Annotated in this window: 20 protein-coding genes; 14 read left to right on the top strand and 6 right to left on the bottom strand. The window is 63.2% G+C overall.

What is annotated here, in order from left to right; translation table 11 throughout:
* Nucleotides 1-21 precede the first annotated feature (21 nt).
* The 3 genes from ACZ9H4_RS12495 to purN all read right to left on the bottom strand — a co-directional run bounded on the left by ACZ9H4_RS12495 (nucleotide 22) and on the right by purN (nucleotide 3,361).
* Nucleotides 22-1,377 carry a mechanosensitive ion channel family protein gene (locus ACZ9H4_RS12495; RefSeq protein WP_476119176.1) on the bottom strand — a complete coding sequence of 452 codons (1,356 nt, stop codon included), beginning with the start codon at nucleotides 1,375-1,377 and terminating at the stop codon, nucleotides 22-24.
* Between the two features lie 74 nt (nucleotides 1,378-1,451).
* Nucleotides 1,452-2,711 (bottom strand): RsmB/NOP family class I SAM-dependent RNA methyltransferase, encoded by a 1,260-nt coding sequence (locus ACZ9H4_RS12490; RefSeq protein WP_408140657.1) that lies wholly within the window; start codon nucleotides 2,709-2,711, stop codon nucleotides 1,452-1,454.
* Nucleotides 2,708-3,361, bottom strand: a complete 654-nt coding sequence (purN, locus tag ACZ9H4_RS12485) for a phosphoribosylglycinamide formyltransferase (RefSeq protein WP_476119175.1) — start codon at nucleotides 3,359-3,361, stop codon at nucleotides 2,708-2,710. Before purN ends, ACZ9H4_RS12490 begins: the two co-directional genes overlap by 4 nt.
* Nucleotides 3,362-3,478: 117 nt before the next feature.
* Between purN and ACZ9H4_RS12480 the strand changes: the two genes are divergently transcribed.
* The 6 genes from ACZ9H4_RS12480 to dut all read left to right on the top strand — a co-directional run bounded on the left by ACZ9H4_RS12480 (nucleotide 3,479) and on the right by dut (nucleotide 10,876).
* Nucleotides 3,479-4,474 (top strand): bifunctional riboflavin kinase/FAD synthetase, encoded by a 996-nt coding sequence (locus tag ACZ9H4_RS12480; RefSeq protein ID WP_408140654.1) that lies wholly within the window; start codon nucleotides 3,479-3,481, stop codon nucleotides 4,472-4,474.
* Between the two features lie 168 nt (nucleotides 4,475-4,642).
* The gene (gene ileS, locus ACZ9H4_RS12475; protein WP_476119174.1) at nucleotides 4,643-7,480 is read left to right on the top strand and encodes an isoleucine--tRNA ligase; all 2,838 of its coding nucleotides are present in this window, start codon (nucleotides 4,643-4,645) and stop codon (nucleotides 7,478-7,480) included.
* 11 nt (nucleotides 7,481-7,491) lie between these two features.
* Nucleotides 7,492-7,998 carry a signal peptidase II gene (lspA, locus tag ACZ9H4_RS12470; protein ID WP_408140652.1) on the top strand — a complete coding sequence of 169 codons (507 nt, stop codon included), beginning with the start codon at nucleotides 7,492-7,494 and terminating at the stop codon, nucleotides 7,996-7,998.
* A gap of 112 nt (nucleotides 7,999-8,110) precedes the next feature.
* A complete protein-coding gene (gene coaBC, locus ACZ9H4_RS12465; protein ID WP_408140650.1) occupies nucleotides 8,111-9,325 on the top strand; it encodes a bifunctional phosphopantothenoylcysteine decarboxylase/phosphopantothenate--cysteine ligase CoaBC in 1,215 nt (404 codons plus the stop codon).
* A 71-nt stretch (nucleotides 9,326-9,396) separates the two neighbouring features.
* A complete protein-coding gene (locus ACZ9H4_RS12460; protein ID WP_408140648.1) occupies nucleotides 9,397-10,413 on the top strand; it encodes an LLM class flavin-dependent oxidoreductase in 1,017 nt (338 codons plus the stop codon).
* A 16-nt stretch (nucleotides 10,414-10,429) separates the two neighbouring features.
* Nucleotides 10,430-10,876: a dUTP diphosphatase gene (dut, locus tag ACZ9H4_RS12455; RefSeq protein WP_408140646.1), complete on the top strand. Its 447-nt coding sequence runs from the start codon at nucleotides 10,430-10,432 to the stop codon at nucleotides 10,874-10,876.
* A gap of 100 nt (nucleotides 10,877-10,976) precedes the next feature.
* Here dut and clpA read toward each other — a convergent pair whose 3' ends face one another.
* Both clpA and clpS read right to left on the bottom strand, forming a co-directional pair.
* A complete protein-coding gene (gene clpA / locus ACZ9H4_RS12450) occupies nucleotides 10,977-13,274 on the bottom strand; it encodes an ATP-dependent Clp protease ATP-binding subunit ClpA (RefSeq protein ID WP_042321496.1) in 2,298 nt (765 codons plus the stop codon).
* Nucleotides 13,271-13,585 carry an ATP-dependent Clp protease adapter ClpS gene (gene clpS, locus ACZ9H4_RS12445; protein ID WP_006050100.1) on the bottom strand — a complete coding sequence of 105 codons (315 nt, stop codon included), beginning with the start codon at nucleotides 13,583-13,585 and terminating at the stop codon, nucleotides 13,271-13,273. Before clpS ends, clpA begins: the two co-directional genes overlap by 4 nt.
* Nucleotides 13,586-14,135: 550 nt before the next feature.
* Here clpS and ACZ9H4_RS12440 point away from each other — a divergent pair.
* On the top strand, nucleotides 14,136-14,342 hold the full coding sequence (locus ACZ9H4_RS12440; protein WP_007180614.1) for a cold-shock protein: 207 nt from the start codon (nucleotides 14,136-14,138) through the stop codon (nucleotides 14,340-14,342).
* A 270-nt stretch (nucleotides 14,343-14,612) separates the two neighbouring features.
* Here ACZ9H4_RS12440 and icd read toward each other — a convergent pair whose 3' ends face one another.
* Nucleotides 14,613-15,869 carry an NADP-dependent isocitrate dehydrogenase gene (gene icd, locus ACZ9H4_RS12435; RefSeq protein WP_408140644.1) on the bottom strand — a complete coding sequence of 419 codons (1,257 nt, stop codon included), beginning with the start codon at nucleotides 15,867-15,869 and terminating at the stop codon, nucleotides 14,613-14,615.
* Between the two features lie 338 nt (nucleotides 15,870-16,207).
* On the opposite strand from icd, the gene ACZ9H4_RS12430 reads away from it, so the two are divergent.
* From ACZ9H4_RS12430 to ACZ9H4_RS12400, 7 genes are all read left to right on the top strand, one after another.
* Nucleotides 16,208-16,777: a pseudouridine synthase gene (locus ACZ9H4_RS12430; RefSeq protein ID WP_408152439.1), complete on the top strand. Its 570-nt coding sequence runs from the start codon at nucleotides 16,208-16,210 to the stop codon at nucleotides 16,775-16,777.
* Nucleotides 16,778-17,243: 466 nt separating this feature from the next.
* Complete coding sequence (locus ACZ9H4_RS12425) at nucleotides 17,244-17,438, top strand: hypothetical protein (RefSeq protein ID WP_408140640.1); 195 nt, start codon at nucleotides 17,244-17,246, stop codon at nucleotides 17,436-17,438.
* 145 nt (nucleotides 17,439-17,583) lie between these two features.
* Nucleotides 17,584-18,093, top strand: a complete 510-nt coding sequence (locus tag ACZ9H4_RS12420; RefSeq protein WP_408140638.1) for a DUF192 domain-containing protein — start codon at nucleotides 17,584-17,586, stop codon at nucleotides 18,091-18,093.
* A gap of 302 nt (nucleotides 18,094-18,395) precedes the next feature.
* Complete coding sequence (gene fusA / locus ACZ9H4_RS12415; protein ID WP_408140636.1) at nucleotides 18,396-20,501, top strand: elongation factor G; 2,106 nt, start codon at nucleotides 18,396-18,398, stop codon at nucleotides 20,499-20,501.
* 203 nt (nucleotides 20,502-20,704) lie between these two features.
* Nucleotides 20,705-21,232 carry a cupin domain-containing protein gene (locus ACZ9H4_RS12410; RefSeq protein WP_408140634.1) on the top strand — a complete coding sequence of 176 codons (528 nt, stop codon included), beginning with the start codon at nucleotides 20,705-20,707 and terminating at the stop codon, nucleotides 21,230-21,232.
* Nucleotides 21,233-21,262: 30 nt separating this feature from the next.
* The gene (locus tag ACZ9H4_RS12405) at nucleotides 21,263-22,282 is read left to right on the top strand and encodes a HoxN/HupN/NixA family nickel/cobalt transporter (RefSeq protein ID WP_408140632.1); all 1,020 of its coding nucleotides are present in this window, start codon (nucleotides 21,263-21,265) and stop codon (nucleotides 22,280-22,282) included.
* A 341-nt stretch (nucleotides 22,283-22,623) separates the two neighbouring features.
* Nucleotides 22,624-24,288 carry an ABC transporter substrate-binding protein gene (locus ACZ9H4_RS12400; RefSeq protein ID WP_476119173.1) on the top strand — a complete coding sequence of 555 codons (1,665 nt, stop codon included), beginning with the start codon at nucleotides 22,624-22,626 and terminating at the stop codon, nucleotides 24,286-24,288.
* Nucleotides 24,289-24,303 lie beyond the last annotated feature (15 nt).

Genomic DNA, 24,303 nt, shown 5'->3' with positions numbered 1-24,303 from the left:
CCGGCAGGCCCCAGCGGCCCGTCAGCGGGCGCCGTCCGTCGCGTTAGCAGCCGGGGCGGTCACTGTTACCGGATTCAGCATTGCTTCGGCCGCGTTGCCGACGAGTCGCACTTCGCGCTGCGCCAGCGGAATCGCAATGCCGTGCTCGGAGAACAAACGCCAGATATTGCGGTTGACCGTCGAGCGCACGCCCGAGGTTCCGGTTGCCGCATCCTCGATCCAGAAGCCCAGTTCGAGATTGATGCCGTCCGGGCCGAAGCTCGCCAGATAAGGGGTCGGCGCCGGCTCCCGCAGCACCCGCGGAACGTCTTCGGCGGCCCGGGCGAGCAGGCTCATCGCCTGCTCGACATCGGACGTGTACGCGACCTGCACGGCCACCTTCGCATAACCGCGCGTCAGATACGACGACTGGTTCTGCACCACGTCCGTAATCAGCTTTTCGTTCGGAATCAGCGTTTCGATGCCGTCCAGGCCGCGCACCACGGTGTAGCGCGTGCGGATCTGCGTGACCATGCCCTGCAGGCCGCTCACGTTGATCGTGTCGCCGATGCGCAGCGACCGGTCGAGCAGGATGATGAAGCCCGACACGTAGTTGCTGGTGATCTTCTGCATGCCGAAGCCCAGCCCGACGCCGAGCGCGCCGCCGAATACGCCCAGCACCGTAATGTCGATGCCGACCACCGACAGGCTGACCAGCACCGCCGCCAGCACGAAAGCCGCCCGGCCGACCCGCGCCACCACCACCTTCAGGTTGGCGTCGAGCGTGGTAGAGCGCATCAGCCGGTCTTCGAACGCGGAGCCGAGCCACATCGCGACGATCATCGTCACGCCCACCCACAGCAGGCCCGTGACGAGCGAGAGCAGCGTCAGGTGCGCGTTGGCAATGCGGAACTGGACGCTGCCCAGCCACGCGATCACGTCGTCCTGAATGCCCATCACGGTGAGCAGCATGCCGAGCCAGACGACGATGGAAACGATTTTCTCGACGAGGAACAGCCACGGATGGATTTTCCCGTCCCGGCTGAACACCCGTCGCGCGAAGAAAAACACGATGTAAATCAGGCTGATGCCGAACAGCGGCACGAGCGCCAGATCGAGCAGCGCCGTGTGCATGAAGCGCCCGGCGATCGCCCGGGCGAGCCACACCAGCACCGCGCCGATCAGCGGAAAGGCCGCGCGGTTCAGGCTTTCCGCGCCGAAGCGCACCGTGTGGTAGCGCGACTCCTGGCGCTGATCCAGCGAGCGGCGCAGCAGACGCGCGAGCAACCACGCGAGCACGAGCGTCGCGAGCAGGATGCCGGCTTGCCACATCATCACGGGCTGACCGAAGTCGCGCGCGAGGTCGCCGAACATGTGAGAAAAAATGCGGTTTTCCATGTTGTTGCCGAATCGGCCGGCACCGGCGGGTTCGGCAATGAACCCGCTAGCGCCGGCAACAAGCCACTGTTGCGTTAGCTCTGGCGTTCCAGCACGGCGGCGAAGAAGCCGTCGGTGGCGTGGCGATGCGGCCACATCGACAGGTAGTCGCCCATTTCGAGGTCGATTCGCTGCTCGGCGAGCACGTCACGCACGGGCACCAGCGCGAAGTCCGGATGATTGGCGAGGAACTGCTGCACCACGGCCTCGTTTTCGGCTTCCAGAATCGAGCAGGTCGCGTAGACGAGACGGCCGCCCTTCTTCACCAGACGCGCCGCGCTCGCCAGAATCGACAATTGCTTCGGCGCCAGCTCGGCAACGGATTCCGGCGACTGGCGCCACTTCAGGTCAGGGTTGCGGCGCAGCGTGCCCAAGCCGCTGCACGGCGCGTCGACCAGCACGCGGTCGATCTTACCGGCGAGGCGCTTGATCTTCGCGTCATGCTCGCTGTCGATCAGCACCGGATTCACGTTCGACAGCCCGCTGCGCGCGAGGCGCGGCTTGAGCTTGGCCAGACGCCGCTCGGAGATGTCGAATGCGTAGAGACGCCCGGTGGAGCGCATCGCCGCGCCAAGCGCCAGCGTCTTGCCGCCCGCGCCCGCGCAAAAGTCGACGATCATCTCGCCACGCTTGGGCGCGACCAGCGAGCACAGCAACTGGCTGCCTTCGTCCTGCACTTCGAGCCAGCCATGCTGGAACGCGTCGAGTTTGGTGAGCGGCGGCTTGCCGACCACGCGCACGCCAAACGGCGCGAACGGCGTCGCGCCGGCCTCGATGCCGGCTTTTGACAGCGCGTTCAGTACGTCGTCCCGGCTCGCCTTGATCGGGTTCGCGCGCAGATCCAGCGGCGCCGGGTAGTTCAGCGCGGCAGCCAGTTGCGCGAGTTCCGCGGCTTCGAAACGCTGGCTCAGCGCCTCGCTGATCCAGCCGGGCAAATTCAGGCGAATGCGCAGCGGCAGGCTTTCCGGGTCGATCATCGCGACGTGATCGAGCCACTTCGATTCCGCCTCCGACACGAACGGCTTGAGCGCCGAGCGCCCTGCCGTCTGCATCAGGCCCAGCAAGGCCATGCGCCGCGCCGGGCTGCCCGCGCCGCTTTCGGCGAGGTGGGCGAATTCCATCCGGCGGCGCAGCACCGCGAAGACCGCCTCGGCGATCACGCCGCGCTCACCGTGCCCGAGCTTCGGATGGGCGCGGAAAAAGCGGCTGGTGGTGGCGTCGGCGGGGCCGGTCAGCTTCAGGACTTCAGCCAGCAAAGTCTCGGTTTGTCCAATCAAAAAACCATGTAATCTCATGCGCCCTCTCCGGCGGTGTGACCGGCAAAGAGCCACTGCGGCTCTGGCGGCGTAAGCGTGACACGCAGACCGTCGAGCGCAAGACGCCCTTCGACGAACCAGCGCACCGCGCGTGGATAAATAATATGTTCGGTTGCCAGGACGCGTTCGGCGAGCGTGGCGGGGGTGTCGCCGGTTTCCACGGGAACCGCCGCCTGCGCGACGATCGGGCCGTGATCCAGCTGCGACGTGACGAAATGCACCGACGCGCCATGCAGCCGCACGCCGGCGTCGAGCGCCTGCTGATGGGTTTTCAGGCCCGGAAAGCTCGGCAGCAGCGACGGGTGCACGTTGAGCATGCGCCCGGCGTACCGGTCGACGAAACCAGCGGTAAGCACCCGCATGAAGCCGGCGAGCACCACCAGGTCCGGCGCGAAACCGTCGACTTCGCGCGCCAGCGCGGCGTCGAAGCTGTCGCGGTCGGGAAACTGGCGGTAGTCGACCACCGCCGTGGCAATGCCGTGCGACGCCGCGAACGCAAGGCCCGCGGCGTCAGGACGGTTGGCAATCACAGCGGCGATGCGCGCCGGCCAGCCTTCGTCCAGACAGGCTCGAACGATGGCTTCCATGTTGCTTCCCCGCCCCGAAATCAGGATGACGAGTTTTTTCATCCGCGGATTTTATCATTCGGCAACACTCAAACCGCGACGCGAGAGGCGGCTGCTGCGCCGAGCGTTTATAATCGTTTGTTTTGCGGCATCCCGGCCGCCCTACTGCAACCCGCTATCGTGAGAGTCTTCCGCGGTCTTCCCAATGCTGAAAGCCGTGCGCCCTGCGCACTGACCATCGGCAATTTCGACGGTGTCCACCGCGGCCATCAGGCTCTGCTCGCCCACGTGCGCGCAGCAGCGGATGCGCGCGGCCTGCCCGTCTGCGTGATGACCTTCGAGCCGCACCCGCGCGAATTCTTCAATCCGGCCGGCGCGCCGCCGCGCATCGCGATGCTGCGCGACAAGCTGGAGGCGCTGCGCACCAACGGCGTCGACCGTGTGGTGGTCGAGCATTTCAATCACACGTTCGCGAGCCAGTCGCCGGATGCGTTCGTCGAGCGGATCATCGTCAACGGGCTGCACGCGCGCTGGGTCATGATCGGCGACGACTTCCGCTACGGCGCGAAGCGCGCCGGCGACTTCGCGTCGCTCAAGGCCGCGGGCCAGCAGTATGGCTTCGAAGTCGAACAGATGGCCACGGTCGCCGATCCGTCGGGCGCGCGCATTTCCAGTTCGGGCGTGCGCGCGGCGCTGGTGGCGGGCGACCTCGACGCGGCGCGTGCCGCGCTCGGCCGCGATTATCTGATCAGCGGCCACGTCGCACACGGCATGAAGCTCGGCCGCGATCTGGGCTTCCCCACGCTCAATCTGCCGATCGCCCACAAGCGTCCGGCGCTCGCCGGCATTTTCGTCGTGCGCGTGCACGGCGTGGCGGACGAGCCGCTGCCGGGCGTCGCAAGCCTCGGCCTGCGCCCTACCGTCGACGACTCCGGCCGCGTGCTGCTCGAAGTGCACCTGCTCGATTGGCACGGCGACGCGTATGGCAAACTCGTGCGCGTCGAATTCCTGAAGAAGCTGCGCGACGAGGAAAAGTACGTCGACCTCGAAACGCTGACCGCGGCCATCGCGCGCGACGTCGCCAATGCGCGCGCGTGGTTCGCGGCCGTCGGCGCCGGCACGCCGGGCAGCCGTTCCACCGGTTTCGCCACCTCGGCCACCGACCGAATTAGGTAGCCGCCGCGGTACGGCGAGCGCTCAAGCGCCGCGCGTACCGTCGTTGCGCGCATCGAAAGGCGTCCGTGGATCACGCGACAGACCTGCCGGGCGCGTCCCACGTCCTCGCGCATCGTGCGCAACCCCGCGCCTTTGCTGCGCATAGAACGAATTCACCGCGACCACATCATGAGCAACAAGAAAGCCGATTCGAAACCGCAGTCACGCTACCCGGTGAACCTGCTCGACACGCCGTTCCCGATGCGCGGCGACCTGCCCAAGCGCGAGCCGCAATGGGTCAAGGAATGGCAGGAACGCAAGATCTACGAAAAGATCCGCGCCGCTTCCAAGGGCCGCAAGAAGTTCATCCTGCACGACGGCCCCCCCTATGCGAACGGCGACATCCACCTCGGCCACGCGGTCAACAAGATTCTCAAGGACATGATCGTCAAGGCGCGCAATCTGGCGGGCTTCGACGCGGTCTACGTGCCGGGCTGGGACTGCCACGGCATGCCGATCGAAATCCAGATCGAAAAGCAGTTCGGCAAGTCGCTGCCGGCGGCCGAAGTGATGCAGAAGGCGCGCGCCTATGCGACCGAGCAGATCGAGAAGCAGAAGGTCGGCTTCCGCCGTCTGGGCGTGCTCGGCGACTGGGACAACCCGTACAAGACGATGAACTTCACGAACGAGGCCGGCGAAATCCGCGCGCTCGCGAAGATCATGGAAAAGGGCTACGTGTTCCGCGGCCTGAAGCCGGTGAACTGGTGTTTCGACTGCGGCTCGGCATTGGCCGAGGCGGAGGTCGAGTACAAGGACAAGACCGATCCGACCATCGACGTGCTGTTCAGCTTCGCCGAGCCGGAAAAGACCGCGCAGGCGTTCGGCCTGAATGCGCTGCCGCGCAACGAAGGCGGCATCGTCATCTGGACCACCACGCCATGGACCATCCCCGCCAACCAGGCGCTGAACCTGCATCCGGAAATCGTCTACGCGCTGGTCGATACGTCGCGCGGCCTGCTGATCCTCGCTGAAGAACGCGTCGAAGCCTGCCTGAAGCAATACGGACTGGATGGCTCGGTCGTCGCCACCACGCCGGGCGAAATGCTCGTCAACCTGCGCTTCAATCACCCGCTCGCGTCCGCGCATCCGGCCTACAAGCGCACCGCGCCGGTCTATCTCGGCGACTACGTGACGACTGAAACCGGTACGGGCGTCGTGCACTCGTCGCCGGCCTACGGCGTGGAAGACTTCGTGTCGTGCAAGGCGCACGGCATGTCCGACTCCGACATCATCAACCCGGTGATGGGCGACGGCCGCTACATCGAATCGCTCGCGCTGTTCGGCGGCCTGTCGATCTGGGCGGCCAATCCACAGATCGTCGAAGCGCTGCAAGGCGCCGGCTCGCTGATGCGCACCGAGAAGTACACGCACAGCTACATGCACTGCTGGCGCCACAAGACGCCGATCATCTACCGTGCGACGTCGCAATGGTTCGCCGGCATGGACGTGAAGCCGAACGACACCGACAGGACGCTGCGCGAAACCGCGCTCGAAGGCATCGAAAACACCGCGTTTTATCCGGCTTGGGGCAAGCAGCGCCTCTTCAGCATGATCGCCAACCGCCCGGACTGGACGCTGTCGCGGCAACGTCAATGGGGTGTGCCGATGGCGTTCTTCGTGCACAAGGAAACCGGCGAGCTGCATCCGCGCACGCAGGAATTGCTCGAAGAAGTCGCGCAACGCGTCGAGAAGGCCGGCATTGAAGCATGGCAATCGCTCGACCCGCGCGAGTTACTCGGCGACGACGCCAACATGTACGAGAAGAACCGCGACACGCTGGACGTCTGGTTCGACTCGGGCACCACGCACTGGCATGTGCTGCGCGGCTCGCACAAGGACGAACTGCAATTCCCGGCCGACCTGTATCTGGAAGGCTCGGACCAGCACCGCGGCTGGTTCCACTCGTCGCTGCTGACCGCGTCGATGCTCGACGGCCGCCCGCCGTACAACGCGCTGCTCACGCACGGCTTCACCGTCGACGGCGAAGGCCGCAAGATGAGCAAGTCGCTCGGCAACGGTATCGATCCGCATGAAGTGGCGAACCGCCTCGGCGCGGAAATCATCCGCCTGTGGATCGCGTCGACCGATTACTCGGGCGAGCTGGCGATTTCCGAGGAAATTCTCAAGCGTGTCACCGAAGGCTATCGCCGCATCCGCAACACGCTGCGCTTCCTGCTCGCGAATCTGTCGGACTTCGACTTCGCGCAACACGCGCGTCCGGTCGAAGACTGGCTCGAAATCGACCGCTATGCGGTGGCGCTGTCGGCGAATCTGCAGGACGACATCCTCTCGCACTACGAGAAATACGAGTTCCACCCGGTGGTCGCCAAGCTGCAGACGTTCTGCTCGGAAGACCTCGGCGGCTTCTATCTGGATGTGCTGAAAGACCGCCTGTACACCACCGCCGCCGACTCCGTCGCGCGCCGCTCGGCGCAGACCGCGCTGTATCACATCGCGCATGGCTTGCTGCGCCAGATGGCGCCGTTCCTGTCGTTCACCGCGGAAGAAGCGTGGAAGGTGTTCCAGCCGAACAGCGAAACCATCTTCACCGAGACGTATCACGCGTTCCCGGCAGTGCCGGAAGCCGGCGCGCTGCTCGACAAATGGACGCTGTTGCGCGCCGCGCGCAGCGACGTGACGAAGGCGCTGGAAGAGGCACGCGTCGCGAATCTGATCGGCTCGTCGCTGCAGGCCGAAGTGGAAATCCGCGCGAGCGGCGCGCGTTACGACGCACTCGCGAGTCTCGCCGACGACCTGAAGTTCGTGCTGATCACCTCGAGCGCGAACGTCGTGAAGGTCGCGAGCGAAGCGGAAGAAGGCGTCGACGTGATCGCGTCGAAGTACCTGAAGTGCGAGCGCTGCTGGCACTACCGCGCGGACGTCGGCGCGAACGCCGAGCACCCCACGCTGTGCGGCCGCTGCTTCAGCAACCTGTTCGGCAACGGTGAAACGAGGAGCGCTGCATAATGGCGAGAACCATGTCGAAAACCTCGTCGAAAACGTCCACTGGAAGCAGTTCGCTGGCCCCTTGGCTGGGCATCGCGCTAATCGTCATCCTGTTCGACCAGTTGACGAAAATCGCGGTCCAGAAGGTGTTCGCCTACGGTGTCGCGCATGAAGTCACGCCGTTTTTCAACCTGGTGCTCGTGTACAACCGTGGCGCGGCATTCAGCTTCCTCGCGATGGCGGGCGGCTGGCAACGTTGGGCGTTCACCGCGCTCGGCGTGGTTGCCGCGCTCGTGATCTGCTATCTGCTCAAGCGTCACGGCGGGCAGAAGATGTTCTGCACGGCGCTCGCGCTGATTCTGGGCGGCGCGCTCGGCAATGTGATCGACCGGCTCGCGTACGGGCACGTGATCGACTTCCTCGATTTCCACGTGCGCGGCTGGCACTGGCCGGCGTTCAATCTCGCCGACAGCGCGATCACGATCGGCGCGATCCTGCTCGTGCTCGACGAGTTGCGGCGCGTGCGCAGCACACGCTAACGTCACCGACACGAGGCGCCGGCGTCCGCGCTTTGTGTCAGGATTCAAAGGCGCGGCGGCGCGGATAACGCCCGCCCTGCCACCCGCCACCACGCTTTGCCGGAGGCTTTCGTTGGCAACCGCAGAACTCGCAGGAAAACACCTCGTCCTCGGCATGACGGGCGGGATTGCCTGCTACAAGATCGCCGAACTCACGCGTCTGTTGACCAAGGCAGGCGCAACCGTGCAGGTCGTCATGACCGAAGCGGCCACCCAGTTCATCACCCCCGTCACGATGCAGGCGCTCTCGGGCCGTCCGGTCTATACGAGCCAGTGGGACGGGCGCGTGCCGAACAACATGGCGCACATCGATCTGTCGCGTGAAGCGGATGCGATCGTGATCGCGCCCGCCTCCACCGACTTCCTCGCCAAACTCGCGCACGGCATGGCCGACGATTTGCTGTCGACGCTGTGCGTCGCCCGCGATTGTCCGCTGCTCGTCGTCCCGGCGATGAACCGGCAGATGTGGCAAAACCCGGCCACGCAACGCAACGTCGCGCAACTGCGCGCGGACGGCGTCACGCTGCTGGGTCCGGACTCCGGCCCGCAGGCCTGCGGCGAAATCGGCGACGGACGCATGCTCGAAGCCAAGGCGACCTACGAGGCAATCGCATCGTTCTTTTCGCCGAAGATCCTGTCCGGCCGGCGCGTATTGCTGACCGCCGGGCCGACTTTCGAACCGCTCGATCCGGTGCGCGGCATCACCAACCGCTCCAGCGGCAAAATGGGCTTCGCGCTCGCGCGCGCCGCGCAACAGGCCGGCGCCGAAGTGCACCTGGTCGCCGGCCCGGTCGCGCTGGAAACGCCGTGGGGCGTGTTCCGCCAGGACGTGCAAACCGCGCAGCAAATGCACGACGCGGTGATGCGCTCGGTCGCCGACGCCGACATCTTCATCGGCGTCGCCGCGGTGGCCGACTGGCGCGTCGATCACGCGAGCGAGCATAAGATCAAGAAGACCGCCGAACGCGCGCTGCCAAGCTTCACATTCGTCGAGAATCCCGACATTCTGGCCTCGGTGGCGAAGCTGCCGCATCCACCGTTCGCGGTCGGCTTCGCGGCGGAAAGCGGCGACCTCGAAGTGCATGGCGAAGAAAAGCGCGTGCGCAAAAACGTGCCGCTGCTGATCGGCAATCTCGGCCCCCTCACCTTCGGTCTCGACGACAACGAAGTGATCCTGTTCGAAGCCGGCGGCGCCACGAAGCTCCCGCGCGCGGACAAGCAGACGCTCGCGCGTGCGCTGATCGCAGAGATTGCGAAGCGTCTGCCCGACACGAGTCTGATTCGTTGAGTCCGTCAAGGCGTATTTTTCGCCACCACGGCAAGCCGCGCTGACGAATCGGATCATCTGGAGCCACTGACATGACGCTACTTTCCGTGCTCGATCAAACGCCCGTGATCGCCGGGCACTCGGTGGCGGACGCCATCGCCGCCACCATCGAACTCGCGCAGCTCGCCGACGACCTTGGCTACACGCGCTATTGGTGCGCCGAACATCACGGCTTGCGTGGCGTATCGAATCCTTGTCCCGAGGTCATGCTGGCCCGCCTTGGGAGCGTGACCCAACGCATCCGCCTCGGCTCCGGCGGCGTGATGCTGCCGTACTACAGCCCGTTCAAGGTCGCCGAGCAATTCATGATGCTCGAGGCACTGTTCCCGAATCGCATCGATCTCGGCGTGGGACGCGCACCGGGAGGCGACATGCGCACAGCACAGGCGGTTGCCGCTGGCGACTACAACCGCGGCGACATTTTTCCGCAGCAGGTCGCCGACCTGCTCGGCCTGATGCACGGGACGCTCCCCGAGGACCACATCGCGCGTGGCGTGCTGCTGCAGCCACAGATCGACACGCGTCCGCAACTGTGGATGCTCGGTTCGAGCGAATTCGGCGGCTTGCTCGCCGCGCAGCTCGGCATTCGCTTCGCGTTCGCGCATTTCATCAATGCGCATTTCGGGCATCAGGTGGCCCTTGCCTATCGCGAACGCTTCAAGGCCAGTCAGGAAACGCAGCAAGCGTATCTGGCCGCTGCCGTCTTCGTGATTTGCGCGGATACGGAACAGGAAGCCGCCGATCTGGAAAAGGCCGTCGACCTGCGTCGCGTTCAAATGGCGTACGGCCTGAACGAACCCATTCCAAACATCGAACAGGGGATCGAGCAGGAGTATGGCGAGCGCGAACAACTCGTGATTGCACGAGAAAAGCCACGCAGCATCATCGGTACGCCGGAGATGGTCACCGAGCGGCTACATGCATTGCAGGAGCAATTCCAGGCAGACGAGCTGATGGTGCTGACCGTCGCAGGCAGCTATCGCGCCCGGCTGCGCTCCTATGAACTTCTCGCCGACGCATTCCAGCTCGGCTCAAACACCACGCCCTAACCTCACTCCAATCTGCATGAAACTCGACCTGAAGATTCTCGATGCGCGCATGCGCGAGCAACTCCCGGCTTACGCGACCACCGGCAGTGCCGGCCTCGATCTGCGTGCCTGCCTCGACGAGCCGTTGACGCTGAAGCCCGGCGAAACCGCGCTGGTGCCGACCGGCCTCGCGATTCACGTCGGCGACCCGGGCTATGCGGCGCTGATTCTGCCGCGTTCGGGACTGGGACATAAGCATGGGATCGTGCTCGGCAATCTGGTCGGCCTGATCGACTCCGATTACCAGGGTCAACTGATGATCTCGACGTGGAATCGTGGCCAAACGACATTCGTGCTGAATCCGATGGAGCGCCTTGCGCAACTCGTGATCGTGCCGGTCGTGCAGGCCGAGTTCAACATCGTCGATGATTTCGAACAAAGCGAGCGCGGTGCGGGCGGCTTCGGCAGTACCGGCAAGCACTAACCCTGAACGACGCAAATCAGGGCGCAAAAAGCAGAACGGCGCGGGGTTGAACCCGCGCCGTTCTGCTTTCTTCAATACTGCCTGAGACTTATTCGCCGCCTTACTCGACTTCGACCGCTTCCGGATTCGGATTGCGCGGCGCCGGATGCTCGTCGAAGGTCAACTGCACCTTGTCTTCCGCATCCACGTCGACCGAGACCCGGCCGCCGTTCATCAGCTTGCCGAACAGCAGTTCGTCGGCCAGCGCACGACGGATCGTGTCCTGGATCAGACGCTGCATTGGCCGCGCGCCCATCAACGGATCGAAACCGTGTTTGGCGAGATGCTTGCGCAACGCGTCGGTGAAGAGCGCATCGACCTTCTTCTCGTGCAACTGATCTTCCAGCTGCATCAGGAACTTGTCGACCACGCGCATGATGATTTCTTCATCGAGCGAACGGAAGCTGATCGTCGCGTCCAGACGGTTACGGAACTCCGGCGTGAACATGCGCTTGATGTCGACCATCTCGTCGCCGGCTTCCCGGCGGTTCGTGAAGCCGATCACCGACTTGCCCATCGCCTCGGCACCCGCATTCGTCGTCATGATGATGATGACGTTGCGGAAGTCCGCCTTGCGGCCGTTGTTGTCCGTCAACGTGCCGTGGTCCATCACCTGCAGCAGCACGTTGTAGATGTCCGGATGCGCCTTCTCGATTTCGTCGAGCAGCAGCACGCAGTGCGGCTTCTTCGTGACGGCTTCGGTCAGCAGACCACCCTGGTCGAAACCGACATAGCCCGGCGGCGCGCCGATCAAGCGGCTGACCGCATGACGCTCCATGTATTCCGACATGTCGAAGCGGATCAGCTCGATGCCCAGCGTGAACGCCAGCTGCTTCGCCACTTCCGTCTTGCCGACACCCGTGGGGCCGGAGAACAGGAACGCGCCGATCGGCTTGTCCAGCTTGCCGAGACCCGCACGCGCCATCTTGATCGCGGCCGACAGCGCGTCGATGGCCGGGTCTTGCCCGAACACCACACTCTTCAGATCGCGATCGAGCGTTTGCAGCTTGCTGCGATCGTCTTGCGACACGCTTTGCGGCGGGACACGGGCGATCTTCGAGATGATTTCCTCGATCTCGTTCTTGCCGATGGTCTTCTTCTGCTTCGACTTCGGCAGGATGCGTTGCGCGGCGCCCGCTTCGTCGATCACGTCGATCGCCTTGTCCGGCAGATGACGATCCGTGATGAAGCGTGCCGACAACTCAGCCGCCGCCGACAGCGCGCCCGACGAATACTTCACGCCGTGGTGCTCTTCGAAACGCGACTTGAGGCCACGCAGGATCGCTACCGTCTGCTCGACGGTCGGCTCGGTCACGTCGACCTTCTGGAAACGGCGCGACAGGGCCGCGTCTTTTTCGAAGATGCCGCGATATTCCGTGAACGTGGTCGCGCCGATGCACTTGAGGGTGCCCGAGGACAATGCCGGCTTCAGCAGATTCGACGCGTCCAGCGTGCCGCCCGACGCGGCGCCCGCGCCGATCAGCGTGTGAATTTCGTCGATGAACAGGATTGCGTGCGGACGTTCCTTCAACTCCTTGAGGACCGTCTTCAGCCGCTGCTCGAAGTCGCCGCGGTACTTGGTACCAGCGAGCAGCGCGCCCATGTCGAGCGAATACACCTGCGCATCCGCGAGGATGTCCGGCACTTCACCGCGCGTAATACGCCACGCGAGACCTTCGGCGATCGCCGTCTTGCCGACGCCGGCCTCACCGACCAGCAGCGGATTGTTCTTGCGCCGGCGGCACAGCACCTGGACCACGCGCTCGACTTCCGACTCGCGCCCGATCAGCGGATCGATGCGGCCGTCCTTCGCCATCTGGTTCAGGTTCTGCGTGAACTGGGCGAGCGGCGTTTCCTTCTGCGCGGCGGCTTCGTCAGACTCGGCATTCGCGTCGCTCGCTTTCGCGGCGTCCGTGCTGCTCGTCTTGGCGATGCCATGCGAGATGAAATTGACCACGTCCAGACGCGTCACGCCCTGCTGCTGCAGGTAGTACACCGCGTGCGAATCCTTCTCGCCGAAGATCGCCACCAGCACGTTCGCGCCGGTCACTTCCTTCTTGCCGTTCGAGGTGGACTGCACATGCATGATCGCGCGCTGGATCACACGCTGGAAACCCAGCGTGGGCTGCGTGTCGACGTCGTCCGTGCCGGGCACGGTTGGCGTGTTGTCATGAATGAAGTTGCGCAGGTTCTGACGCAGATCCTCGATATTGGCCGCGCATGCACGCAACACCTCCGCCGCTGTCGGATTGTCCAACAGTGCCAGCAAAAGATGTTCGACCGTTATGAACTCGTGCCGCGCCTGGCGTGCTTCCATGAACGCCATGTGCAGGCTGACTTCCAGTTCCTGGGCAATCATGCTTCCTCCATCACACACTGCAGCGGATGCCCGGCCTGCCGTGCGTGGGTAACGACTTGCTCGACTTTGGTCGACGCGATGTCCCGCGTATAGACCCCACAAACTCCCCTGCCCTCGCGATGCACCTTCAACATCACCTGCGTTGCGGTTTCACGATCTTTATTGAAATATTCCTGCACGATCATCACGACAAATTCCATTGGCGTGAAGTCGTCATTCAGCAGCACCACCTTGTACATGGATGGCGGCTTGAGCTTCTTCTCCTGCCGCTCCAGTACGGTGCCGTCCTGCTTGTCCGGGATAATCGCCATACACCCATTCTAAACAACTAGGACAGGCCCGCAATCCTGTCAAAACCCGGTCAACCCGCCGGTGAGCCCGTTCGCTTCTGCGTGATGGGTGAATGACCCGCCATGCATGTGCGATTCGACGAGCCGATTGCGGAGCCGGCCCCTATCCAATGATGCAGTGCGGCCGTGTTGCACCGCAGTCGGATCGAGTATCGCACAACCTGCCGGAGCTGGTTGCCGGCGCCGCCGGAGCCTGACGGCGGCGGGCGGCCCGTAGCACAGCATGTGAGTCGATTATGCGACTTTTCAAGACGGCCCGCTTGCGCAACCGCACATAACGGAAGCGGGAAAAACCCCTGGAAAGCGCTTGTTTGCAACGCGACAACGACATCTCAAAATTTTCTTGACACTCGAATAAAGAGCCCCAACAATCAAGCTGGCACTTTTTTCACCGAGCCATAATTTCGAAAAAATGCCGATGGTGAGCTTGTGAGGAGGGAGCGGCTACTTGCGTGGTCGCGGCGCTTTTCGAGGGCTCGTGGTAGTGACATGAGTTACAGGGGATGTTGGAATGGCAACTGGTACGGTCAAATGGTTCAATGACGCAAAAGGTTTCGGATTCATCACGCCGGATGAAGGTGGTGAGGATCTGTTTGCACACTTCTCGGCCATCCAGATGAATGGGTTCAAGACCCTCAAGGAAGGCCAAAAGGTAACCTTCGAGGTCGTTCAAGGCCCGAAAGGCAAACAGGCATCGAACATTCAGGCACCCGCCTGAGGCTGTTCGTTACCCGTCCTTTGAAGCCCGGCTTGCCGGGTTTCTTTTTTTGCGCGGCGCTTTTGTCGTTTCGTTAGTTCTTATCGGACAGTCGTGGCTCCCAATTATCGGGTACATCCGTATTTTTTTGGCTGCCGGCGGATTTCGCGCTCACGCTGCCCGCTCTTCGGATCGATGGCGGCCGCTTCCACGAGTGGGCAAAAAAATGCCCCGGCCTTCTTGCGATGCCAGGGCTTTTCATGCGAACTGAATAATTCAGTTCGCTTCGTTCTACATATTCTCGATCATCACCTGGCCGAAGCCCGAGCACGACACCTGGGTCGCGCCTTCCATCAGGCGTGCGAAGTCGTAAGTGACGCGTTTTTGCAGAATCGATTTCTCCATCGAATGGATGATCAGATCCGCCGCTTCGGTCCAGCCGATGTGGCGCAGCATCATTTCCGCCGAGAGAATTTCCGAACCCGGATTCACATAGTCCTTGCCCGCGTATTTCGGCGCCGTGCCGTGCGTCGCTTCGAACATCGCGACCGAGTCCGACAGATTCGCTCCCGGGGCGATGCCGATGCCGCCGACCTGCGCGGCCAGCGCATCAGAGACATAGTCGCCGTTCAGGTTCAGCGTGGCGATCACGTCGTATTCGGCCGGGCGCAACAGGATCTGCTGCAGGAACGCATCGGCGATCACGTCTTTCACCACGATGTCGCCGCCCGTCTTCGGATTCTTGACCTTCATCCACGGGCCGCCGTCGATCAGTTCCGCGCCGAATTCCTTTTGCGCGAGCGCATAGCCGTAGTCACGGAACGCGCCTTCGGTGAACTTCATGATGTTGCCCTTGTGCACCAGCGTGACCGAACGGCGATCGTTGTCGATCGCGTACTGGATCGCCTTGCGCACCAGACGCTCGGTGCCTTCGCGCGACACCGGCTTGATGCCGATCCCCGACGACTCCGGAAAGCGGATCTTCTTCACGCCCATCTCGTCCTGCAGGAACTTGATGACCTTCTTGGCCTGCTCCGATTCAGCCGCCCATTCGATGCCCGCATAGATGTCTTCCGAGTTCTCGCGGAAGATCACCATGTTGGTCTTCTCGGGCTCGCGCACCGGCGACGGCACGCCCTTGAAATACTGGACGGGCCGCAGACACACATACAGGTCGAGCTCCTGGCGCAGCGCGACGTTCAGCGAACGGATGCCGCCGCCGACCGGCGTGGTGAGCGGCCCCTTGATCGACACGATGTATTCCTTGACCACCTGCAGCGTCTCTTCCGGCAGCCACACGTCCGGGCCGTACACCTTGGTCGCTTTCTCGCCCGCGTAGATTTCCATCCAGTGGATTTTCTTCTTGCCTGCGTACGCCTTCTCCACCGCTGCATCCACGACCTTCAGCATGACCGGCGTGATGTCGAGACCCGTACCGTCGCCTTCGATGAACGGAATGATCGGCTGGTCGGAAACATTGAGCGAGAAATCGGCGTTGACAGTGATCTTGTCACCACCGGTCGGAACCTTGATGTGCTGATACGACATGATCGGACTCCAGTGAAGGCTGTGCAGAAAGCTGAAGGGAGACTGCGAAAATGGGCGCTCCTCGCTACGCGCAATGCCAGGACGCTCGCAAGCAAGCCTGGCCGCTATTCTAGCCCACGCGCCCCGCGCAGCCATCCGGCAACGGCTCGGGGTTTTCCAACATGGACGCAAACCGTGAACCCTCGCGCCGACTCATGGGTCTTTTATAAGACGGGAGAAAGACCGTCTCCGTTTATGCCTTATCATCGCGCCATTCAACGCCGCGCCGGCGGCTCCCCCGAAGATTTCGCGACGCTGGCCGTCGCGCCCGTGTCCGCGCGACTCACATTCGTTTCCCTATGCGCCTTCTCGCACTGAACAAGCCGTTCGGCACCATCTGTCAATTCTCGCCGCATGAGACGCGTGCCTCGCTGGCCGACTGGGTCAAGGTGCCCGGCGTCTATCCGGCGGGCCGACTCGACTCCGACAGCGAAGGACTGCTGCTTCTCACCGACGATGGCGCGCTGCAAGCCCGCATCGCCGAGCCGCGTCATAAGCTCGTCAAACGATATTGGGCGCAAGTGGAAGGCGCGCTCGACACAGCCGCGTTGAAGAAGCTCGCACGCGGCGTCGATCTCGGCGATTACGTGACGCGCCCCTGCCGCGCCGACTATGTCGAACCGAACGACACGCTCTGGACACGCACGCCGCCAATCCGTTATCGCGCGGCGATACCGACCACGTGGATCGAGTTGTCGATCACCGAAGGCAAGAACCGTCAGGTGCGCCGCATGACAGCCGCGGTCGGTTTTCCGACGCTGCGTCTGGTGCGCGTCGGCATCGGTGCGCTTGACATTTTTTCACTCGGCCTTCAACCCGGAGAAAGTGTCGAATTACCATCGAAGGCGCCTTGGGAAGGTGTCGTCTGAGTGTGATCCGAACGCTCGACCGTCTGCGCGCGCGTTCGCGAAACTCGCTTCACGTGTGCACGTTTCACGCCGAATAAAAAAGCTAAGCCGTTGTATCGGCAAACAAAAACACGCGTGAAACTTCCGCAAAAAAACGTGAAACCAACACGCTTGCGATAGCAGCGAAGCTACACATCGACATCGCGCTTTCACGATAGAAATTTCCAGAAAATTTTCGTCAACCGGTGTGCGAGCTCACGCGTTATTCGACGCAGATGCCGCCCGAAGCTATCCGGCATTCAGCCTGAAGGGCCCTTTGCGCAAGCCGTTTTGCGGCGCGCGCGGGGAGTCTGAGCGCTACGCAGACGTGTCGAAAAAAATTTGTTCGATGCGCCTGTCAACCGAAAGGTGGATGGCACGTTTACCGACATGACTCTACATATAGCCGGGTCATTTGGTTAATTAACTCAAGCTGAGGATTCACACAATGAACAAACTGATCGCCGCTCTGGTCGCTGGCCTCTTCGCAACGGCAGCATTCGCACAAGCTTCGGCACCGGAAGCAGCTTCGGCAGCTCCGGCAGCAGCAGCTTCGTCGGCAAAGAAGACCACGAAGCACGCTCACAAGAAGTCGCACAAGAAGGCAGCAACTGCTGCTGCAGCTTCGGCAGCATCGGAGTAAGTTTGTTGTAAAAACGCAGTCAAGAACAAGCTTCACTGCCGTTCTTACGGCGTTGTAAGGCAGATCACCGCAAGGCGATCTGCCTTTTTGTTTTTGACGCGCTCGCGTAACATTCGCGGGTTAATTTCCAGCAAGGAGTCATGCCGTGCGATTTCCCATGCGCTCGTTGATTGCGCGTTTCGCTGTTGCCGTTGCATTGCCACTCGCCGCGTTGTCGTTCACCGCCACCACCGCTGCCCCTGCTCACGCGCAGCAGATGCCGGCTGGTGCGAAGCAGCCCAACGAATTTCCGCGTGTGAAGCTGACCGCGGGCATGTTCGTGATCGATGCCGCCGTCGCCGCCAACGACGCGGACCGTGAGCAAGGCTTGATGTACCGCACGAATCTCGGGCCGAACGAAGGCATGCTGTTTGTCTTCAACGAGAACGCAGGGCATTGCTTCTGGATGAAGAACACGCTGATCCCGCTGTCGATTGCGTTCATGCGCGCGGACGGCACGATCACCGACATCGATGAGATGCAGGCCGAGACCACCAACAACCATTGCCCGACGCACAACGGTGTGTTCGCGCTGGAAATGCCCAAAGGCTGGTTCACGTCGAAGGGCATCAAACCGGGGATGCAGATTCAGGGTTTGCCGGCGGTACAGCAATAAGCCGTTTCGACGACGGTATCGGCGGGCGCTCTCGCCGGGTTTCACCGCTCGTCGAAAAGCCGGTGCCTCTCGCGAGGCGCCGGCTTTTTTACATTCGGGCCGCCTCGCCGCCGTCGCGTCATTGCGCCATGCGCGGCGGCCGAAGCCCCGCTGGCAGGCGCTCGCGCCCGGCTGGCAAGATTCCTGCAAAAGACAGGCCGACGCGCTATCCTTGTAATCTCAGTAAAGCAGCACCAGGTTCCCCGGGCGGCCAGAGCGCCGCCCGGCAAGCGTTTCAGGCGCGCCATTCCAAGGAGGTTCACGTGCCCCGCAAGACTCCCATCGAGCGCTACCGGAATATCGGCATTAGCGCTCACATCGATGCCGGCAAAACCACCACCACTGAACGCATCCTGTTCTACACCGGCGTGACCCACAAGATCGGCGAGGTTCACGACGGTGCGGCGACGATGGACTGGATGGAACAGGAGCAGGAGCGCGGCATCACCATCACGTCGGCGGCCACCACCGCCTTCTGGAAAGGCATGGCCGGCAACTATCCCGAACACCGGATCAACATCATCGACACCCCGGGCCACGTCGACTTCACGATCGAAGTGGAGCGCTCGATGCGCGTGCTCGACGGCGCGTGCATGGTGTACGACTCGGTCGGCGGCGTGCAGCCGCAGTCCGAAACCGTGTGGCGCCAGGCGAACAAGTACAAGGTGCCGCGCATCGCGTTCGTCAACAAGATGGACCGCGTCGGCGCGGATTTCTTTCGCGTGCAGCGGCAGATCGGCGATCGCCTGAAGGGCGTCGCGGTGCCGATCCAGATTCCGATCGGCGCGGAAGAGCACTTCCAGGGCGTGGTCGATCTGGTCAAGATGAAAGCGATCTTCTGGGACGAAGAGAACCAGGGCATCAAGTTCGAGTACCGCGATATTCCGGCGGAACTCGCGGCTACGGCGAAGGAGTGGCACGACAAGATGGTCGAAGCCGCCGCCGAGGCGAACGAGACGCTGCTCGAAAAATACCTGGGCGGCGACACGCTCACCGAAGACGAAATCAAGCACGGCATCCGCGCGCGCTGCATCGCCAATGAAATCGTGCCGATGCTGTGCGGCAGCGCGTTCAAGAACAAGGGCGTGCAGGCCATGCTCGACGCGGTGATCGACTACCTGCCGTCGCCGGTCGATGTGCCCGCGATTACCGGTCACGACGAACACGACAAGGAAATCGAGCGTCATCCGAACGACACCGATCCGTTCTCCGCGCTCGCCTTCAAGATCATGACGGACCCGTTCGTCGGCCAGCTGATTTTCTTCCGCGTCTATTCGGGCGTGGTGAATTCGGGCGACACGGTCTACAACGCGATCAAGGAAAAGAAAGAGCGTCTCGGCCGGATCCTGCAGATGCACGCGAACGAGCGCAAGGAAATCAAGGAAGTCTACGCGGGCGACATCGCCGCGGCCGTCGGCCTGAAGGAAGCGACCACCGGCGACACGCTGTGCGATCCGAACCACGTGATCATCCTCGAAAAGATGATCTTCCCGGAGCCGGTGATCTCGCAAGCCGTCGAACCGAAGACCAAGGTCGATCAGGAAAAGATGGGCATCGCACTGAACCGTCTCGCCCAGGAAGACCCGTCGTTCCGCGTGCAAACCGATGAGGAATCCGGCCAGACGATCATCTCCGGGATGGGCGAGCTGCACCTCGAAATTCTGGTCGACCGGATGAAGCGCGAGTTCGGCGTCGAGGCGACCGTCGGCAAGCCGCAGGTCGCGTATCGCGAAACCGTGCGCAACAAGGTCGAAGATATCGAAGGCAAATTCGTCAAGCAATCGGGCGGGCGCGGTCAGTACGGCCACGCGGTCATCACGCTCGAACCGGCGCCGCAAGGCAAGGGCTACGAGTTCGTCGACGCGATCAAGGGCGGCGTGATTCCGCGCGAATACATTCCGGCCGTCGACAAGGGCATCGTGGAAACGCTGAAGGCCGGCGTGCTCGCGGGCTATCCGGTGGTCGACGTGAAGGTGACGCTGACCTTCGGTTCGTACCACGACGTCGACTCGAATGAAAACGCGTTCCGCATGGCCGGCTCGATGGCGTTCAAGGAAGCGATGCGCAAGGCCAAACCCGTGCTGCTCGAACCGATGATGGCCGTCGAAGTGGAAACGCCCGAAGACTTCATGGGCAACGTGATGGGCGACCTGTCGAGCCGTCGCGGACTCGTGCAGGGCATGGAAGACATCGCCGGCGGCGGCGGCAAGCTGGTGCGCGCCGAAGTGCCGCTCGCGGAGATGTTCGGCTACTCGACATCGCTGCGTTCGGCCACCCAGGGCCGCGCGACCTACACGATGGAGTTCAAGCATTACGCGGAAACGCCGAATAACGTCGCCGAAGCCGTGATCAACGCGAAGCAGAAGTAAGCGCAAGCGCTGCAACCAAGCCGCCGCGCTTGCAGCGGCCCACGCGGAGCACCCGGAGCCCGTTCCACGTGAACGGGCTTTTTTTCGTCCCTCGCCCGGCGGGGGCGGCGTTGATGCGGTTGTCCACACAGCCGTTTTTGAACGTGCAAAAATGCCTGACGGCGCCGAGCCGAGCACCGGGGCAATGCCCAGGAGGAGACACCATGAGCCAGGATCACGAACACCCGCACTACCGCGCCGAACATGGCGCCGAGCAACCGGCCACGCCCGTCGATTGGCGCGAGCACGGTGTGAAGGTCATCAAGGGCGACCAGCTCGACAGCAACACCGCGCAAACGCCGGGCATGAACCGCGCCGCCGCGATCAACGCCGCCCGGGTCGGCGCGCAGAAAATCTGGGCCGGCACCGTCACGATCCATCCGAATGCGAAGACCGGCGCGCATCATCATGGCGCGCTCGAAAGCGTGATCTACGTCGTGCGCGGCCAGGCTCGCATGCGTTGGGGCGAGCATCTGGAGTTCACCGCTGAGGCCGGCCCCGGCGACTTCATCTTCGTGCCGCCCTACGTGCCGCATCAGGAGATCAACGCGAGCACCGACGAGCCGCTCGAATGCGTGCTGGTGCGCAGCGACAACGAAGCGGTGGTGGTCAATCTGAACATCGACGCCGCGGAAGCGCCCGAAACGGTCTACTGGGTCGATCCGATTCACAAGCATCCGCACGATCACTAACTCGACTATCCACCCATCACCCCGCGACTCATGACGCCGACCGCTTCGCTGCGCCCTCGCCTGCTCTCGCTGTACGCGATCCTGATTGCCGCCAATCTCGGCGCCTGGGCGTGGGCGCTGATCGCCTTTCGCCACTACCCGCTGCTGCTCGGCACCGCGCTGCTCGCGTACGGCTTCGGCCTGCGTCATGCGGTCGACGCGGATCACATCGCGGCGATCGACGCCGTCACGCGCAAGCTGATGCAAAGCGGCAAGCGGCCACTCGGCGTGGGTCTCGCGTTTTCGCTCGGACACTCGACGATCGTGATCGCCGCGACCATCGGCATTGCGTGGACCGCGCATTCGCTGCACGGCCGTTTCGAGACCTTCAAGGAAGTGGGCGGCACGGTCGGCACGCTCGTGTCCGCGACCTTCCTGCTGGTGCTCGCGGGCGTCAACCTCGTGATTCTGCGCGACGTGTGGCGCCGTTATCGTCATGTTCAACGCGGCGGTGAGCTGCCAGCGCAAGCGGTTGATTCGATCGCGCCAGCGGGCCTGCTGTCGCGCGCCTTGCGCCCGCTGTTCCGGCTCGTCACCCAAAGCTGGCACATGTACCCCGTCGGCGTGCTGTTCGGCCTCGGCTTCGACACCGCAACCGAGATCGGCTTGCTCGCGATCGCCGCCTCGCAGGCGGGCACCGGTCTGCCGCTGTATTCGATCCTCGTGTTCCCCGCGCTCTTCACCGCGGGCATGACGCTCGTCGATTCCACCGACAACGTGCTGATGGTGCACGCCTACGGCTGGGCGATGGACGACCCGAAGCGCAAGCTCTACTACAACGCCAGCATCACGTTCGTGTCGGCGATGGTGGCGATCGTGATCGGCGGTGTCGAGGCGCTCGGGCTGCTGTCGGACAAGCTCGGTTGGAGCGGCGGCATGTGGGACGCGGTGGCGAGCGTCAACGAGCGCTTCGGCGCGCTGGGTTACGCGATCGTCGCGGCCTTCATGGCGTGCTGGATCGGCTCGGTGCTGTTCCATCGCTGGCGGCGGCCGGGCGCGGTGGCGCGGTAAATCCAACCCGATGCGGGCGAGGCGGCCGGTAAGGATGGCGGCGCGGCATTGGCGATTCGTCCGCGACGGCGCCGCCGCATGGCCCGATGCGACGCATGAGCGTGCTCATGAAGCTGCTCATTACCCTGAATAAGCACCCGCGCGCGAATTCCACCTGCGCTGCAAGGCCGGCGTCGAACGTTGTGATGACGATACACAGCGGCTCTTTTATCGGCCAATCGGCCACCTCCGAGCGTCGCAGGCGCGCCAGACCCGCGAGCAATCGCTTACACTGAACCGGCTTTGCGCAGGCTTGCGCAGCTCTTCAGAACCGGCAACCGAACGGACTGGACTTTCCATCGATGAAAAATCCCGCGGACCGATTTCTCGCACTCGACGCAGCCCGCCTCACCGCCGACGCCTACGGCAACCACGCCATCGACGAATTCCTCACCGGCCGCATCACGCGCCGCGAGCTGCTGCGCCATGCAAGCGTAATCGGTTTGGCGCTCGCGGGCGGCGGCGTGCTGACTGCGCCGCGAGCACGAGCGCAAGGCGCGCCGGGTGCCGGCAACCAGACGATCCGCGTCGCCCACCTGACGCCCGCCGGCGCGGTCGATCCGCTCACCGTCACCGATGCCGCCAGTCTCGCGCTGCTGAACCAGACCGGCGAATTCCTGATCGACGACGACGGCGAAAAGCTGATGCTCAAACCCGCGCTCGCGTTGTCGTGGCAACCGAACGACAAGGGCGACGTGTGGACCTTCAAGCTGCGCCAAAACGTCAAGTTCCACGATGGCCAGCCGTTCACCGCGAAAGACGTGGCCGCCACGTTCGACCGTCTGGCCGATCCCGCGAGCGGGTCGGCGGCGCTCTCCGTGCTAAAGGGCGTGCTGTCGAAAGGCGGCGCGAAAGTCGTCGACGAGCACACGGTCGCGTTTCATCTCGATGCGCCGAACGGCAACTTCCCGTACTACGTCTCCTCGGACAATTACAACGCCGTGATCCTGCCCGCGAACTACGCAGGCGGTTATGAAAAGAGCTTCATCGGCACGGGTCCGTTCAGGTTCGAGAAGTATCAGCCCAAGGTCGGCGCGTCATTCGTACGCAATCCCGACTACTGGGGCGAGAAAGCGTTACCGCAACGCGTACAGTTTTCGTTCTACGCCGATCAGCAGGCCCAGCTGCTCGCTTTGCAAGGCCATCAGGCGGACGTGATGGGCACCTTCACCGTGCAGGGCGGCGCCGGCATTCTGAACAATCCCGACTACAAGGCCATCGGAGTGAAGTCGAGCGCGCATCGGCAGATTCACATGCGCAACGACAATCCGCTGTTCAAGGACAAGCGCGTGCGTGAAGCGCTGGCGTTGTCGCTCGATCGCGACGTGCTGGTGCGCGGCCTCTTCAAGGGGCGCGCACAACTCGGCAACGACAGTCCGTTCGCGCCGGTGTTTCCGTCATCGGATGCGGGCGTGCCGCAACGCAAGGTCGATATCGCGAAGGCAAAGCAGCTGCTCGCGCAAGCGGGCGTGCCCAACGGTTTCGACGTCACGCTGACCACCGAGAAGTACATGGAGATTCCCGACCTCGCGGTGGTCGTGCAGAACGCGGCGAAGGCGATCGGTGTGCGTATCAATCTGAAGGTCGAGAGTCAGTCGCTGTACTACGGCGCGGGCACGCCAGGCAAATCCGACTGGCTCGACTCGCCGCTCGGCATTACCGACTACGGCCATCGCGGCGTGCCGAACGTGTTTCTGAATGCGCCGCTCACGAGCACCGGCACGTGGAACGCCGCGCATTTCAGGAATCCGCAATACGATCAGCTGGTCGCGCAATTCGTCGCGGCGATCGACCTCGGCACGCAGAAGAAGATCTCCGGACAGATCCAGACGCTGCTGCTCGACGAAACGCCGGTCATCATTCCGTTCTTCTACGATCAGCTCATCGCGATGCGCAAAGGCGTAAACGGCGTGCGCTTCACCGCGCTCGCGCAACTCTATTTCGACCGCGCGGTGCTGAGCGCGTAAGCGCCGGCGCCGCCT

The organism is Paraburkholderia sp. TE9906 (assembly GCF_056279605.1).
The sequence above is the reverse complement of the archived record's forward strand: the minus strand, read 5'-3'. Positions and strand labels throughout refer to the sequence as shown.